This is a genomic window from Collinsella aerofaciens (assembly GCF_005845035.1).
In the GTDB taxonomy this organism is placed as follows: domain Bacteria; phylum Actinomycetota; class Coriobacteriia; order Coriobacteriales; family Coriobacteriaceae; genus Collinsella; species Collinsella aerofaciens_I.
The window spans coordinates 85,894-101,480 of sequence record NZ_SPFO01000005.1; the positions used below are offsets into that span (position 1 = coordinate 85,894).

16 protein-coding genes are annotated in these 15,587 nt (G+C 60.5%); 2 read left to right on the top strand and 14 right to left on the bottom strand.

All coding sequences use genetic code 11. The annotated features are described in order from the left end of the window. Positions 1 to 9: 9 nt before the first annotated feature. The gene (gene yajC / locus FGQ67_RS03895; protein ID WP_022094612.1) at positions 10 to 291 is read right to left on the bottom strand and encodes a preprotein translocase subunit YajC; all 282 of its coding nucleotides are present in this window, start codon (positions 289 to 291) and stop codon (positions 10 to 12) included. After that, positions 291 to 734 (bottom strand): PTS sugar transporter subunit IIA domain-containing protein, encoded by a 444-nt coding sequence (locus tag FGQ67_RS03900; RefSeq protein WP_117743271.1) that lies wholly within the window; start codon positions 732 to 734, stop codon positions 291 to 293. The genes yajC and FGQ67_RS03900 overlap by 1 nt, the downstream gene beginning before the upstream one ends. 701 nt (positions 735 to 1,435) lie before the next feature. Between FGQ67_RS03900 and FGQ67_RS03905 the strand changes: the two genes are divergently transcribed. Continuing rightward, the gene (locus FGQ67_RS03905) at positions 1,436 to 2,074 is read left to right on the top strand and encodes a DUF2975 domain-containing protein (RefSeq protein ID WP_171025187.1); all 639 of its coding nucleotides are present in this window, start codon (positions 1,436 to 1,438) and stop codon (positions 2,072 to 2,074) included. A gap of 9 nt (positions 2,075 to 2,083) precedes the next feature. Next, on the top strand, positions 2,084 to 2,323 hold the full coding sequence (locus FGQ67_RS03910) for a helix-turn-helix domain-containing protein (protein ID WP_138340207.1): 240 nt from the start codon (positions 2,084 to 2,086) through the stop codon (positions 2,321 to 2,323). A 114-nt stretch (positions 2,324 to 2,437) separates the two neighbouring features. Here the strand turns inward: FGQ67_RS03910 and FGQ67_RS03915 are convergent, their stop codons facing one another. The 12 genes from FGQ67_RS03915 to FGQ67_RS03970 all read right to left on the bottom strand — a co-directional run bounded on the left by FGQ67_RS03915 (position 2,438) and on the right by FGQ67_RS03970 (position 15,587). Next, complete coding sequence (locus FGQ67_RS03915; RefSeq protein ID WP_138340210.1) at positions 2,438 to 3,523, bottom strand: hypothetical protein; 1,086 nt, start codon at positions 3,521 to 3,523, stop codon at positions 2,438 to 2,440. 126 nt (positions 3,524 to 3,649) lie between these two features. Next, complete coding sequence (locus FGQ67_RS03920; protein ID WP_022094615.1) at positions 3,650 to 4,735, bottom strand: isocitrate/isopropylmalate dehydrogenase family protein; 1,086 nt, start codon at positions 4,733 to 4,735, stop codon at positions 3,650 to 3,652. A gap of 6 nt (positions 4,736 to 4,741) precedes the next feature. Beyond that, positions 4,742 to 5,440, bottom strand: a complete 699-nt coding sequence (locus FGQ67_RS03925; protein ID WP_138340212.1) for a hypothetical protein — start codon at positions 5,438 to 5,440, stop codon at positions 4,742 to 4,744. Positions 5,441 to 5,455: 15 nt separating this feature from the next. Further along, positions 5,456 to 5,884, bottom strand: a complete 429-nt coding sequence (locus FGQ67_RS03930; RefSeq protein WP_138340214.1) for a hypothetical protein — start codon at positions 5,882 to 5,884, stop codon at positions 5,456 to 5,458. 5 nt (positions 5,885 to 5,889) lie between these two features. Continuing rightward, the gene (locus FGQ67_RS03935; RefSeq protein ID WP_138340216.1) at positions 5,890 to 6,969 is read right to left on the bottom strand and encodes an NAD(P)-dependent oxidoreductase; all 1,080 of its coding nucleotides are present in this window, start codon (positions 6,967 to 6,969) and stop codon (positions 5,890 to 5,892) included. 92 nt (positions 6,970 to 7,061) lie between these two features. Then, entirely contained in the window at positions 7,062 to 8,015 is a 954-nt protein-coding gene (locus FGQ67_RS03940; RefSeq protein WP_118388337.1) for a DegV family protein, read from the bottom strand. Positions 8,016 to 8,094: 79 nt separating this feature from the next. Next, positions 8,095 to 8,679 carry a ribosome hibernation-promoting factor, HPF/YfiA family gene (gene hpf / locus FGQ67_RS03945; RefSeq protein ID WP_055310422.1) on the bottom strand — a complete coding sequence of 195 codons (585 nt, stop codon included), beginning with the start codon at positions 8,677 to 8,679 and terminating at the stop codon, positions 8,095 to 8,097. 317 nt (positions 8,680 to 8,996) lie between these two features. After that, positions 8,997 to 10,007 carry a substrate-binding periplasmic protein gene (locus FGQ67_RS03950; RefSeq protein ID WP_249934379.1) on the bottom strand — a complete coding sequence of 337 codons (1,011 nt, stop codon included), beginning with the start codon at positions 10,005 to 10,007 and terminating at the stop codon, positions 8,997 to 8,999. A 732-nt stretch (positions 10,008 to 10,739) separates the two neighbouring features. Next, complete coding sequence (locus FGQ67_RS03955) at positions 10,740 to 11,849, bottom strand: hypothetical protein (RefSeq protein ID WP_138340220.1); 1,110 nt, start codon at positions 11,847 to 11,849, stop codon at positions 10,740 to 10,742. A gap of 11 nt (positions 11,850 to 11,860) precedes the next feature. Beyond that, on the bottom strand, positions 11,861 to 12,667 hold the full coding sequence (locus tag FGQ67_RS03960) for a ComF family protein (RefSeq protein ID WP_138340222.1): 807 nt from the start codon (positions 12,665 to 12,667) through the stop codon (positions 11,861 to 11,863). A 101-nt stretch (positions 12,668 to 12,768) separates the two neighbouring features. Continuing rightward, complete coding sequence (locus FGQ67_RS03965) at positions 12,769 to 14,469, bottom strand: PSP1 domain-containing protein (protein WP_138340223.1); 1,701 nt, start codon at positions 14,467 to 14,469, stop codon at positions 12,769 to 12,771. Beyond that, positions 14,460 to 15,587: a DNA polymerase III subunit gene (locus FGQ67_RS03970; protein WP_138340224.1), complete on the bottom strand. Its 1,128-nt coding sequence runs from the start codon at positions 15,585 to 15,587 to the stop codon at positions 14,460 to 14,462. Before FGQ67_RS03970 ends, FGQ67_RS03965 begins: the two co-directional genes overlap by 10 nt.

Here is a 15,587-nt window from a genome sequence, read left to right on the forward strand (position 1 = left end):
TGACGACAGTTACTTGATCTCCTGAATCGCGTAACGCGAAACATCTACGACGGCTCCGGATCGGACTTTGATCTGGACCTTTTCGCCTTCGATGCCCTTAACGGTTCCGTAGATACCGCCGGCGAAAAGAACCTCCTGACCCGGCTTGAGCTCGGTATGCAGCTCCTTGAAGTACTTCTGCTTCTTCTTCATGTTGATTTGCGACCAGATGGTGTAAATCAAGCCCATGATGACAAGCAGGCCTAAAAGGGCGACCGAAGAGCTCAGGACGTTGGCTCCGAAATCGGCCATTAGATGCCGTCCTCGTCGCCGAAGATATCTTCCTCGTCGGAGCCGGCAACGGATGCGACCGTCTGGGCGGTGATGCCCGTCTGACCAACGGTCACGGCCTGCTCGCCAAGCTCGGCGAGCGTGGCGTTGCCGCGAAGGAACAGAAGCTCAATAACCATGGGAAGGTTGGTGCCAGTCAGAACCTCGACGTTGTCGACATCCTGGGCAATCATCATCGACTGGTTGAACGGGGTACCACCGAGCAGGTCGGTAAAGACGAGCACGCCATCGCACTCCTCGCGCATGGCGGTAATAGCGGCGCGGAGATCCTCACCGTAGGAAGCAGCCTGGTCGCCCTCAAAAGGAACGACGGTAAAAGCGGGCTGGTCGCCGGCAACCATAGCGATAGCGCTTGCAAGGCCGGGTGCGAACTGTCCATGACCGGTAAGAATAAAGCCAACCATTCAAATTTCCCTTCCGAAGGTGTGTACGATCTGAGTCCGATGATTTTCGGAAGCCAGCGGGCAATCGCCCTTAAAGCTTCTTGGAAAGCGTTCTTTAAAGACCAGTGGTTTCTCAACTGGTAGTAACCACGTGACGTATTGTTGCCACTATATCACCACAGAAGAGGTCGCTTTCGTTGATTCATACGGTAAAACGTTTTTGCACCGCTCACGGTGATAAATCGACCGTTTACCGGTCGTTAATACTTCTACCTGCGGTTTTGAAACCGTTTCGAAACGCTTTGGCAAAAAATCGGAACTCTTTTCGTGTCAATACAACGCAGGGCGGCTAAAAATAGCGTAAAGAAAAATTGCAGGTCATTGTGAAGATATGTGAATTGGTCTTTTTGACTTAATACCAGTTAGAACCAGTTTTGAGATTATCGGTGAACGGTAGTTTTCGACCGTTCACCGGTTACTTGCAATCGTTTGCAGTTGTTTTCCCTGATGAATTAGGGGAACCCGATGGAGCGCATGCGCGATCACGGGAAGTTTTGGCATTTGTCCTCATCCCCCGAACGCCAACTCCGGCACCCAAAATGGGCTAATAGCTCACGCTAATCGTTTTCAATCATTACTTACTCAGTATCCGTAATTATTTATCGTTTATCGTTAATTCTGATATGATACAAGTATCATCCGAATCGCCGATTGGAGGGGTTATGGCCCATCGAAACGCATCTATATCGAATGAAACCATCAGCCGCGAACAGACGATAGCCAAACTGAGGAAGCTCGCTCGCATCTGCAAATGGGCCACGATCTGCATCACCACCGCGCTCGCTCAGGGACTCCTCGCAGTCATTGCGATTGACCTTCTACTCATATTGCCTGGCCTCTCCCAAGGGTCGTGTCTCCAATCCGTAGAACTTCAAGCCGGCGAAGGACCGTGCCTCGCTATCGTCGGTACTAATGCACAGGCCCCACTTATGCTCGTCGCACACGATGGTCACACTGCCATAGGGAGTCTCTTGATGACATGCCTCGCGCTCACCATCGCGCTAAGCGTGCGCAGGCTTTTCTTCAACATTGAGAAGGAAGGTAGGCCCTTTGACCTTGAATGCAACCACACACTTCGTCGAGTAGGACATTTATTCCTTATCGGCGGCGCTGCCGTGAGGCTTCTTGGTGCCGTAATCACGGGAATGATACTCTCAGGATTTGGCGGCAGCTTTACGGATGCGTTCGCCGGCCAGTTATTCGAGCCCTCCATGCTCTTTGCAGGCCTGATTATTTGCCTGATTGCCAGCATCTTCCGCTACGGGTATATCCTGCAAAAACAAGATGACGAGTTGCTCTAGGGGGAATCCATGATTATTCTGCGGCTTGACCGCATGCTCGCCGAACGCAAGATCTCATCCAAAGAGCTTGCGGAACGTGTGGGCATCTCCCAGGTCAATATGTCACGCATTAAGACGGGCAAGGTTTCTGCCATACGTTTTTCAACTCTTGACGCGATATGCCGTGCACTCGACTGCCAACCGGGCGATGTGCTGGAATATATATCCGACGATGAAGCCGATAGCCTTTTTGGGCTTAAAGGTGAATAGCCATAATTAAGCCGCCGATCATGCCCTCAACGCAAATAGCCCGCCAGAACGACTTCTGTACTGGCGGGCTATTTGTTGTCTATCGGCTAGATGTTCGATGAGCCGTGCGACTCTTTACGCAAACAGGCCGTAGATGCTGATGTTGGCCTTGGCGTAGAGGCCGTTGGCGTACTCGGTCCACTTGGAGCTGGCGCTCGAAGCCTGCGAGGAATACTGCTGATAGGCGGTGTAATAGGCGGTCATGGCCTGCTTGTAGGTGGCACTATCGGCCGTAAAGGCATCGTCAGCGAAGGCCTTAGCGTAGGTGCTATCGGCGTCCTTCCAGGTGCCCTTCTCGCTATCCCACTCGTCGCCTGCAAGTTTGATGATGTAATCGGCGTAGTCCTTGCTCGCGGTCTCCTCGTTGCCGTCAGCAGGCTCGGTCGGGGCGGTCGGCATGCTTGCGGAGCTGTCGCCGACCTTCTTCTTGTAGAGCTTCTGCAGCGTCGCGGACTGACGGACGATCTGCTTGGCCTGATCCTTGGACACGCCATACTGCTTGGCCATGGTCTTGTAGTCCGAAGTGCCGATGGAATCCTCGGCGTACTTCTTCATCTCCTTGGAAGAGACGGTGATGCCCTCGTCCTCGGCAGCATCGAGCAGAATCTTGTTGCGTACGTAGGACAGGATGATGTCGGCAGAGGGAGCGGCGTAGTTGCCATCGCCGTCCTTGACGGTATCGAGGCTGTACTGGCTCTCGATGGCCTCGCGCGCGGTGATGTCACTCTTCTTGCCGTTGTAGCTGTAGCTTGCTACGGTCGAATCGAGCTGGTCCTCGGTCAGGGTCGACGAGCCGACACCCTTGCCGCCAAAGCCGCCATTGCCAATAAAGAATCCGACCACGGCAGCGATCACGACGGCAACCACAAAGGCGGCAATCATCGTCTTCTTATGCTTGGATGCATGGTCGTCCACGTCGGAGTCGTCGTCCTCGTCCTGTTCCTCGGGCATGAGGTTCTCGTCAGCTGCGTCCGCGGCGATCTTTGCCTCCAGGCGAGCGTCCTCCTCCTCGGCGGTCGTGTCGGCGGCAATATGTTCGGCAGACGTGCCGGCGACCAGGTCGATCTTCTCGTCCTCGTCACCGTCGGGGCCTTCGCCGCGCTCGATGATCTGGATGCCGTCGATCTCGTCCTTCTCGTCCTTCTTTTGAATCAGACCCATATCAGTTACTCCTTGTTAGGAAACATAGTCCGCAATAGAATACGCCCGACAGAGCGCCGGGCGTATTGATTCTCAGGTTATACGCAAACACTTAAGTACTATTTAGGCGTTTGCAGTGTGCATACCTTAGGCCAGGTGCGCGATAACGGCATCGGCAAAAGCTTGCGTGCCCACAGCACCCTCAACGGAGCCGGTCTGGGCACGACGCACGTCACCGGTAACCTGCTCGCCCTCGTCGAGCGTGGCAGATACGGCGGCGCGAATGCGATTGGCAGCGTCGTTCTCGCCCAGGTGATCGAGCATCATCGCAGCAGAGAGGATCTCGGCCGTGGGGTTGGCGATATCCTGGCCAGCGATATCGGGCGCGGAGCCGTGCGTTGCCTCGAAAATGGCGCAGTCAGCACCGATGTTGGAGCCGGGGGCCATCCCTAAACCGCCCACGAGGCCGGCGCACAGGTCGCTCACGATGTCGCCGTACAGGTTGGGCAGCACCAGGACATCGAAGTCGTTGGGGTTCTGGACCAGGCCCATGCAGGTGGCGTCGACGATCTTGTCGTTGAACTCGATATCGGGATAGTTGGCGGCCACCTCGCGCGCAACGCGCAGGAACAGACCATCGGTCGCCTTCATGATGTTGGCCTTATGCACGGCCGTCACCTTTTTGCGGCCGCAGCGGCGGGCGTACTCAAAGGCGTACTCCACAATACGGCGGCTCTTGGCGATGGAAATCGGCTTAATTGAGATGGCGGAATCCGCGGCGAAGGTCTTCTGACCCGAGCGCTCGACGAGCTGCGAGAGCTCCTCGACCTCGGCAGCGCCCTCATCGAACTCGATGCCGGCGTAGAGGTCCTCGGTGTTCTCGCGCACGATGACCAGGTCGACGTCGCGGAAGCGCGAGCCGTCGCCCGGCTGCGACAGGCAAGGGCGCACGCAGGCATACAGGTCGAAGTGCTTTCGCAGGGCCACATTGACGCTGCGGAAACCCGTACCGACCGGCGTGGTGATGGGGCCCTTGATAGCAACCTTGGTCTCGGCGACCGCGTCGAGCACGTGCTGAGGCAGTGGCGTGCCAAACTCGTCCATGACGCCGGCACCGGCCTCTTGGACGTTCCAATTGATCTGGACACCGGTGGCCTCGACCACGCGGCGCATGGCCTGCGTAATCTCGGGACCGATACCGTCACCGGGAATCAGGACTACATCGTGCGCCATAATCTGTTACTCCTCGTCTTCGGCGTCGTCAGCTTTTTTAACGCTAGCACGCTTCTTCTTTTTGGAGAGATCCAGGCCAAAACGTTTAACAAGCATTTCGCAAATCTCGCTCGAACGGGCCTTGAGATAGCTGCCCTTGCCGTTCTCGGCATCGAACTTAAGGCGCAGCGCAAGCTTCTCGGCGACCTCGGCGTCGATCTCGCCCTGGCCAAACTCGTACAGGCAACCGAGCATGTCGCGATACTCGAGGTCGCCGTGGTAGCACTGGATGGCCTCGTCCAGAATGGGCCAAGCCTCGCGCGAACGCTCGACGCTCGTGGCGCCCCACACGCACAGCAGGCGGAAGGCGGCATAGCGCAGCGTGGAGGAAATCTCGTCGAACAGCGCGGTCTCGGCGCCCTCAAAGGCATCGCCCAGCTGCTCGGGGCAGGTAGTGGCGAGCGCCGCTAAGGCATCGAGAGCCTCCCAGCGGGTCTGAGCCTCGGGGCGGTCGAGTGCCTCGATCAGCGCGGGCACGCAGGGCACGACGCGCTGCGGATCGCGCTCGGCCAGCAGATGCAGCACGCGGGCGGCAAACTGGCGGATGCGGCGCGTGGGGCAGCCGAGCTCCTTGACCAGGCGGTCGACGGCGTTCTCGTTCTCCTCTACCAGCTGAAGCTGTGCCAGCTCCTCGTCGGTGAGCTGTTCTTCCTTGTTTTCTGCCATAGTTACCTCTTCTTACTATTTCTTAGCGTGCTTGCCAGCACCCTTGCTGTCATCGGTGACCGAGATGAGCTGTCGGTCGGCTGCACCATTGTGACGCGCACGGCGACGCTCCTCGGCGTCGCCCGCATCGGCGGCGGCGCGATGGGCCTTGTTGACATTAAAGACCTCGTCGTGCTTGCGCCACGGGCCGACGGACTCGCCAAAGCTCATCTTAAGGCCGGCGATAAAGCCGCCGAGCCAGCCGATCGGCGCAAACTGCACCAGCGGAAACAGCGAAAACACCCAGGTCAGTAGGACGACTGCCGCCGCGCCTGCAAAATTGGCAATCCAGTAGTCACGCTTGGTGATGACGCGCTTTTCGCACGCCCACTGGCCGCACAAAAAGCCAATGTAAATCGCAAAGATAAAGAGCACTAGCGCGAGCACCACGAACGTCCAGCTCATGGGCGCTACTCCCCGTGATGGTGGCCGCAGCAGCACTCGTGGCCGTCATCGTGGCCGTGGCCGCCGCAGCACTCGTGGTCCTCGCCATGGTGGTGGCCACAACCGCACTCGTGATCGTCGCCGTGCTCGCCGCAACCGCAGCCGTCCTCGTGAGCACCGTGCTCTTCGGGACGATACTGCGACCAGTCCAGACCGGCGGCGATGGCGTCGGCCTCCTCCTTGTAGAGGACCGTGATGGCCTGGGTGCCCAGCTTGGCGCCACCGATGGCGTCGAGCATGTCGTAAAGCGTAAAGGCCACGTCGGCACCGGGCAGCGCGAGCTCGCGGTCATCGGCGTAGGCGAGCGCCAGACGCAGGTCCTTAATGAAGTGCTCGACCATAAAGCCGGGTTTGTAGTCGCCGTCGAGCGCCTTGGGAGCCAGGCTCTCCATGGCGCCGGACTTGCCGGTACCGCCCAGGATCATCTGGCGGGTCTTCTCCAGGTCAAGGCCGCTCAGCTCGGCAAATGCCATAGCGTCTGCCATGCCGACCATGCAGGCGCCCAGCGACACCTGGTTGGCGAGCTTGGCAGCCTGGCCCTTGCCGGCGCCGTCGAAGCAGCAGATGTTGGCCGCAAAGGTGGCAAGGATGTCGCGGACCGGCGCGATATCGTTCTCGGTAGCGCCCACGATAGCCGTGAGCGTGCCGGCGATAGCACCCGACTCGCCGCCGGTGACGGGGCAGTCAAACGCCATGCGGCCGGAGACCTGGGCGGCCTCGGCAATGTCGCGGGCGAGCTCGGGCGAGCTCGTGGTGAGATCGATCAGGACCGCGCCGGGCTTAGTGCACGCGAGCAGACCGTCGCCCGCCAGGTAGAGCTCCTCGACCTCGGAGGGATAACCCACCATGGTAAAGACGACATCGGCGTTCGCCGCGGCATCTGCCGGCGTATCGGCCCAAACGGCACCGCGCTCGATAAGCGCGGCAGCCTTGGACTTGGTGCGGTTGTTGACCGTGACGGGATAGCCGGCATCCAGGATGTGACCGGCGATGGGGGCACCCATAATTCCGGTGCCGATAAATGCGACGGAGAGCTTGTTTGCCATGAAACCTTTCCTTTTGGGTTGGGTGTTATTACCAGGTTGAATACTCAGTGCCAGCGCTTGAGCTGCGGGGCGCCTGTGGTCGTAGCGCCTGTCTACTCACCACGCACACGGCGTGCGATGCGGTCGGAAAGCGAGGCTTTCTCGGCGCGGTTCTTGCCCCAAAACGCAAGTGCCACCATGCCGGGCCCCACGTGCGAGCCAATGGTAGGACCGACAGAACTACGGATAATCGTGACGTCGGCGCAACCTTCCTCCTTGCGAACGGCAGCCTCGAGCCAGTCACCATCCTTCTCGGCATCGGCCGTCATGATGGCGATGGGCATGGTGCGATCGGGCACATAGTTCTCGCGGAACGACTTGAGGATGGACTTGAGCGCCTTCTTGCGGCCGCGGTTGACGCCGATCAGCGACAGCGAGCCGGCAAGGTCGTAAGAGAGCTCGGGCTTGACGTCGAGCTTTGCCGTGAGCTGTGCCGCCGCAGGCGGAATGCGGCCGCCGGCAGCCAGCGCGTCAAAGCTCTCGAGCGTAAAGTAGCCGTGGACATAGGTCTTGGCCTCGTTTGCCCAGTCGACCAGCTGTTTGGCGGTGAGTCCCGCCGAGCGTTGACGGACGGCCTCGAGCGCCAAGAGCTCGCCGGTCGCACAGGGCAGAGCGTTGTCGACCACGTACAACTCAAAATCGGGATACTCGGCGCGCACGGCATCTGCCGCCTGGCACGCGGAGTTGTAGCTCGACGACAGCGCCGAGGTAAAGCACAGGTAGACCGTGGGCGTGCCCTCTTTGGCGCACTCGGTAAAGAACTCGATATAGCGACCGAGCGACACGGCCGAGGTGGACACGCGGGCACCGGCGCGCATGCGGTCGTAGAACTCCTTAGGGCTCATGCTCGACCAGATATCGTCCGTGCGCTCCTCACCATCGATGATAAAGGGGAAGCCCAAGATATCGACATCGAGGTTCGCGGCGACCTCGGGGCTAAAGTCGCAGCAGGTATCGACGACGATGCGGCAACGGTCCGAATGACCGGCGGATGCGGCCTTGTCCATCAAAGCGACTCCTTTCGTAAAAAGGCGGCCACCCGCATGGGATGGCCGCCAACCGTTAACTCATGCAAGTTAACGTATTTTACTCGTCAAGTGTTTCGATGCGGGGCTTGATGATGCCATATCCACCATTCTTACGGTGATACACCACATTGATGAGGCCAGTCGTCGCGTTCTCGAACACGTAGAAGTCGTGGCCGAGCAGATCGGTCTGCACCAGCGCCTGCTCCTCAGTCATCGGGGTGACATCGATGACCTTCTCGCGGACGAGCAGGTCGTCCTCCTCCTCGGGCAGCAGCAGGTCGGCCAGATCCTCGACGCGCTCGACCGGTGCGACATCCGCCGCGCTGGCACCGCCCTGGCGGTTGTCCACGACCTTGGTCTTGAACTTGCGCAGCTGGCGAGTGACCTTATCGGCGGAGAGGTCGATGGCGGCGTACATATCTGCACCGTGCTCGGCAACGCGAATCACCGAACCGCGGACACGAACCGTAACCTCGACGATTGCCGGGTTGGGGTTCGAGGGGTTCTTCTCATAGCGAAGTACAACGTCGACCGTCATGGGCTCGATATCGAAAACCTTGAGCGCCTCGCCGATCTTCTCATCCACATGCGCACGCAGAGCATCGGTTACCGTCGTCTTGCGTCCAGAAACCTTGATATCCATACGTGGCTCCAATCTGCCTCGGGGACTTACTGTACTGGCTATGTACCCATTGCCGTGCATTTAATCACGCGGATTCCTAAAGACCCGAATAACGATTGCTTGATACCGCATACCGAAGTCTCGTACTTTTCCACGGCAAAGTGCGCTATGGGAGAGCGACGGCGACTTTGGTTTTGCACCTAAAAAACGTATTCGACCTGCTGGTTTTATGGAAACGAAAAAGCCGGGCTCCCCTGTTGGGAAAGCCCGGCAATGCGTGTTGAAACCGTGAAGAGGCCTCTCTCCTAGCGCATGTGAGACGCCACCCCTAGCAATAACTAGCTATTGAGCTTGTTAATGTCGTCGTCGGTGATAGTGCCCTCCTGGCTGAACGATTTATCCTCGGAGGTTGCGCCCTCGCTGCTCGAATCGGAGGATGAGGACTCGCTGGATCCGGTGTCGGTTGACTGCACGTCGGCGCCCGAGACCGTCTTGGTGGTGAGGTCATAGGGCATCGTGCCGTACCAGACGGAGTGGACCGCCTCGAGCGTGCCGTCGACCGTGATACCGTCGAGGGCATCGCTCACGGCACGGCATAGCCCGTCGTTGGCCGCGAGGCCCGCGACGCCGAGCGTCGAGGGCGTCTCGAGCGCGCCGACGTAAGAGATCTGGCTCATCAGGCGCGCAAGGTAGCCGCCGGCCGTGGAATCGCAAATCACGTAGTCGATCTCGCCGGACTCGAGCGCCTCAAAGCACTCGTTGATGTTGGAGAAGGTCTTTTGGTTGGCCGTGATGCTCTGCTTGGCGAGCGCTTCCTGCGAGGCCGAAGAGGTCTGAACGCCCAGGGTAGCGGTGTTAAGCGTTTCGGTGGAAACGCTCAGCGACTCGCCGTCGCTCGTCTTTCCGAACACTGCCGCAGCGTCGTACAGGCAAGTACCAAGCGTGCTGATATCACCATCCGCGGAATTGATATCGCCAATGAAGATGTCGGCCTTTTTGTCGCCAAGCGCGGAATCGGCAGAAGACGCATCGACGAAGGCAACCTTGAGGCCCATACGGCTTGCAAGGGCGCGGGCAGCATCGACCGCGTAGCCCGTGAGGTTACCATCGGCGCCCTGCATGGCCTGCGGGGCATCGGAGGTATCGAGGGCAACCGTCAGGGTACCGGGAGTGACCAGGGCATCGTCCGACACCGTAGGGGTAACGGTCTGGCGCTCGATCTGGTCAATCGTGGGCGTCGTGAACGTGGACAGTGGGTTGAACGCGCATCCGCTCAAGCCCAATACGGCAATGACCGCCGCGGTCCCAGCACCCAACCGAGCCGCGTGCATCAAGCTGCCCCTCACCATGTCCACTACCCTGCCTTCTGTGTCGTATACAATCCGTGCGTTGCGCGGAATAACGGGTGTTCCCACCAGCTGACCTGGTATTTGACCCCACACTTGCGCACCGGGGTGTTTGCTCGGGAGGCCATAGCCACCTTCACGACTGGCCCGCTCGCCCGCGAGGCGGTATTGCCCCAAAGAAAGTAGAACGGACGGTGCGGCTTACATCTAGGACGCGCCATGATCGCGCCGCGCGCACGCGGTCGCTTACGTGGATCCCTTTGACCGCGTCTGTCTTGGACTAGGATGGACATTTCGTCCGTCCGCAACCACAGCCTGGCAGGAACGTAGCGCATTATAGCTAAGTTCAAGCTAAAGTTTAAGGTTAGGGGCGCCATTCGCACCGTGAGCATAGATTTTGCAGGTCGGAGCGGACCATTCGTGCCCCCATGAAGCCCGGAGCTCCCCTACGGGGAGCTCCGGGGCACCCGCCTCAGGGTGCCGTGTGCAAAAAACGGCAAATATGAGTACTGCTATCAATTTAGTAGCAGCGTTTTTCCGCCCCGCGAGTCCTTCTTGAGTTCCGCACAGCCTGCTTGGCGCCAAGATATTCCACATTCGTTTATTATCTCTTCAATGAATCCAGATTTTCGGCCCAAGTTTCTTTGTTTTTGCTGCCACTAATCTAGTAACAGTACTCATATTTGCCGTTATTTGCACAGGGCATATAAACAGACCCCCTATAAAGCCATAGTTTTACGCCGGCTTGAGCCCAAAGCACACTCGGAGCGTATTCAGCAGAGTATCTTGCCTCTTTCGACGCGCCTCTACGCGATTCTGATATCGCTTACCCATGCGCTGGTGAATGCGCCATGCGAGCGCTTCCATCGCTTCCATGTCGCAGAGCATCTCGTTATTGACCGTCGCGACCTCGATTCCCATAGTAATCAAGCCCGTGTTGCGTTTTTCGTCATGGACACGTCCCCTTCGAGAGGAATGACCCAGCTCACCGTTGTATTCCAGGTCAAACCGGGCTGCTTCCTGATACGCATCGCAAACTGCATGCGGCATCCCCGAGATTGCCTGCGCGCGGTCATCGAACTCGATCTTGTAGTCGGTCTTAAAGGGACCGCAGGCAAATCCGCCATAGGAAAACGGAAGCGAAAACATGGCAAGCATGATGCACTCCATGGGTGAGCGCAGGTTTTCCGACAGATAGGGACACAGCCGCCGCAGTTGTTTGGCCGCACTCCCCTTGCATGCCGCGAGGTAATCTGTCAGGCGATCGGGCGTCAACACCGGCTCGACTTCAAAGTAGCCCACGTCTGCCGGTTGGTCCTTGTCCTTTGCGAGTCTATTCGCAACAGGTGAGGTGTAGGGAGGCAGATACTTCCCGCGATCGCTCAGTGAAATCTTGGAACACAGTTCCTGGGCCAGGGCAAACGCCTGGATACAGCCGACCTCGCGGGCGACGGCAACACAAAGGGCCTCGGGAGATAGGCTGTACACCCCCGGTTCCACCTCTAGAATCGAGCCGGCAGGCAACCCGGAACACACGGACCAGCCCACACCAGGCATGCGTCGGCGCTGCGCCGCAGATCCCACCAGCAAGCACAGATCTTCTTGCACCTCGCCGCTTTTGACTCCAATTCGCACCAGGTCGGGAAGATAGATATCCTCGGTCGAAGGCGATGACGTACACAGCACGCGGCACTCCTCCTCGGGCTCAAGGTCCTTCCAGCCGATGTAGCCCATCTGCCGGCGCTCGGCGCGCATCATGCGTAGCGCCGAGGCGCCTGTTAGGATTATGGAAGCCGCTAGCCGTTCGCCTGTCGGCTCGTTGCACCGCTCAATCTTTACCGCCACATGAATCACCCCTACCAAACGCGTGCGATAGCGAGGCCATCAACGGTCGCGGCACCGGCGCGCTTGAGTTCCGCCGAAGCCGCTGCCATCGTCGCACCCGTGGTGATAACGTCGTCGATAAGCAGCAGGCGGCGGCCCCGCACGTCCTCAACGGTCTCGTACATGCCTCGGGCGCGTTCACGGCGTTCTTCACGACCGAGTTCACGTTGGTCGCCATGGCCGTACTTAACGAGGGCGTCGAGCAGCGGAACACCCGACAGCTCGCAAAATGGGCGCGCGATTGCTTCCATATGATCGAACCCACGCCGCCGAAACGCTGCCGCAGTCGCGGGCACAAATACCACCGCGTCGGCGCCGGACAGCACACTGTCGTAGCGATCGGGGGCTGCCACCTGGGCATGCAAGGCAGTGTCGTAGAGCAACTCCGCCAGATACGGTGCCAGACGGCGCTCGCCCGCATCCTTGTACGCCTTGATGATGCGCGGCAACGGATGTGCGTAGACGGCACATGTCAGGCAGCGATCGAGCGCCTCGGCCATTGCCGAAGACGTGCCCTCGACCGAGCACTCGGTACACAGCAAATCCCCAAACGGGGCGCCGCATCGGATGCAACTATGGCACGGATCGATGAGCGCGAATGAGGCCAGGCAATCCTGGCAAATAAGCGCACCGGAACGCTCGCAACCGGCGCATCGCGTGGGCGACAACGCCTCGAGCGCCTCGTACGTCGCGCGCTCGGCAAGCGGTAGCAATTCGTCCGCAAACGGTAGGACGTCTGCGCCCTGCAAGCGAGCCAATACGTTCAGATGTCTTTTCATGACACAACCCTCCCTACGCGAAGGCGAAGGGAGGGTTGTCGGTGTAGAGCCATGATACCCAAAGGTGCTGGGGTCAGGCGGGTTACATCCGCTTACGGACGTTATTCGCCGGCAGGCGGTTGCGGTGCGGACGAGGTGTGGGTCGAACCTTCGCCACCGTCCTGACGCGGCTTGCGAGAGCGACGGCGACGGCGACGCTTTTGGCCCTGGTCGGCCGAGCCCTCGCCACCGCGATCCTCGCGCGGCTCGCGCTCGTCGCGAGCGGCGCCGCGCGAAGCCTTGGCAGCAGCTCCCCCACCGTCTCCAGGACGACGGCGCGTGACCTTGACCTCGCCATCCGAGACCTGATCGGCCACGGAGGGCACCGAGGGCTTCTGTTGCGCGCCCGAGGAATGGCGACGGCGCGGACGCGGCGCGCGCTCCTCCTCGCCATGTGACTTGCCGCCCTTGTCGGCAGGTGCATCGGAGGCCAAGGGGCCCTTGGAAGCGGCACCAGCCTCGCGAGCAGCTGCGGCGCGGAAGGCGTCCTCGCGCTCCTCGCTCGACAGATGACGGCGGCGGCGACGTGTGGGGTTCATGCCACCGCCACGATTCTGCTGCTGGGGCTGCTGAACCTCGCGCTCGCGAGAGGCGTTCTTGCCCGCGGCTGCAGCCTCGGCAGCATCGCCCGAGCCCGCGCGCTTGCGACGACGACGTCCACCGGCGGCCTCCTCGGCCTCGGGTGCCTCGGCCTTACCACGGCCCTTTCCGCGGCCACGACCCTCGCCCTGGCTCTGAGCAGCGCGGGTATCGGAATCGGCATCGCGACGACGGCGCTTGGGCATCGACGTGCCGGCCAGACGGTCGGCACTCGACAGGCCATCGCCCACGTCGACGCCGTTCTCGCGATCGAGTTCCATGAGCGCCAGGCGCATCTCGGGCGATTCGATGCGCTCGAGCACGTCACGCGTCACGCAGTCGGGGCGGCAGTTGCAGCCCTGCTCGGCAGCCTTCTTTTTGCAGCCCTCCGAGCACGTCATATCGGCCAGGTTGACCTTAAAGACTTTGCCGTTCTCCAGGCGCAGCACCAGCTGCTCACGCGGCGTGTCATATTCCTGAATACGCGCTTTGCCGAGCGGCGTATCGATGAGTGTCTTCTTTTTGGGCGCACGGCTCTTAAAGTCCTTGTACGCCTCGAACTCATAACGCAGGCAGCACATCAGGCGGCCGCAAACGCCGCTGATCTTGGACGAGTTGAGCGGTAGGTCCTGCTCTTTTGCCATGCGAATCGAGACGGGCTCAAACTGTCCGCCAAAGCGCGTGCAACAGAGCTCCTGGCCGCACTGGGCATAGCCGCCCACCAGGCGGGTCTCGTCGCGCACGCCGATCTGGCGCATGTCGACGCGAATGTGCAGCGTCGAGGACAGGTCCTTGACGAGCTGACGAAAATCGACGCGCTCCTCGGCCGCAAAGTAGAACACGGCCTTCTCGCCGCCAAACAGGTACTCGACGCCGACCGGCTTCATCTCGAGGTCGAGCTCCTTGACCAGGCGGCGGAAGTCGACCATGGCCTCGTCGCCCTGGATGGCCAGGTCGTCGGCAAGCTGCAGGTCGATGTCGCTCGCCACGCGCAACACGGGCTTGAGCGGCTGACCGATTTCGTCGAGCGGCACCTCGAAGGGGTCGGCCGTGACCAGGCCGATCTCGGTTCCGCGCTCGGTGGAGCAAATGGCATAATCGGCCTCGAGGATATCCAGATCCTGCGGGTCGAACCACAGGTCGCGCGAGGCGTAGGTAAACTTAACGGGTACGACTAACGGCATTTCAGTGCCTTCCTGATATCGAACAGCATGACCTCGATGGCCAGCTGGGGAGTAACGTTTCTGGCGATGTTGCGCTCGGCGGTCGCGACTGCCTCGAGCGCCCGGGTGGCACCCGCAACATTGGTCGCGGCGGCAAGCCGACCGATCGTGTCGCGCACGTCTTCGTTCACCACGTCGGCTGCCTCGTCCTGAAGCGTCAGCAGCACATCGCGCATGAGCGTCCGCGCGCTCGCCAGCGCTTCCATGATACCCGAACGCTCGCGCGCGTTGAGTTCGCGCTTGTTGCGGTCCTCAAGCTGCTTCAATGCTCCACGCGACAGGTAGTCGGCGTTTTGCTCGAGCACCTTTTCCTGCGTGGACTTGACCTCGGCGAGCGGCGCCTTAACGGCGACGATGAGTGACTTGGCGCGGCTGAGCACGTCGGCCTCGTCGGCGACGATAAGCGAATCGATGGCGCGAACCATCTGACGGCGGGCGTCCTGGCGCTCGGCGCTCTTGAGGAACTCGATGCCACGCGTGGGGCTTCCCGCTACGGCGACGGCCATGCGGCAACGCGCAGGGTCCTGACCGGTGGCGCGGCTCACGGCCTGCGCGGCGACGGTGGGCGATACCAGCCGAAACGGCACGCACTGGCAGCGGCTCACGATGGTGGGCAACATCACGTCTGCCGAGGTGCCCAGCAGGATGAACATAACGCCCTCGGGCGGCTCCTCGAGTGTTTTGAGCAGTGCGTTGGCGGTGTTGGCGCGCAGTTGCTCGGCACGGTCGATGATGTAGACCTTGGCCTTGGCACGGATGGGCGCCAGAGGCACGTCATCGAGCAGCTCGCGGGTCTGGGCGATGAGGTAGCCCGTGGCGCTCTCGGGCGTGTAATAGTGCACGTCGGGGTGTGTATGGCGGGCGACGCGCACGCAGCTATCGCATGAGCCGCAGCCATCCCGCTCGCACAGGAAGGCTTGGGCGAGCGCCCACGCGGCGTCGAGCTTGCCCGCGCCGGGCGCGCCCAAAAACAGGTAGGCGTGCGATGCGCGACCGCTGGCGACGGCATTGGTCAAAAAGTCGCGCACGCGCTCTTGGGTGTCGAGCTTGGCCAGTAGGCTTGCCTGAGCGGGGGCCAT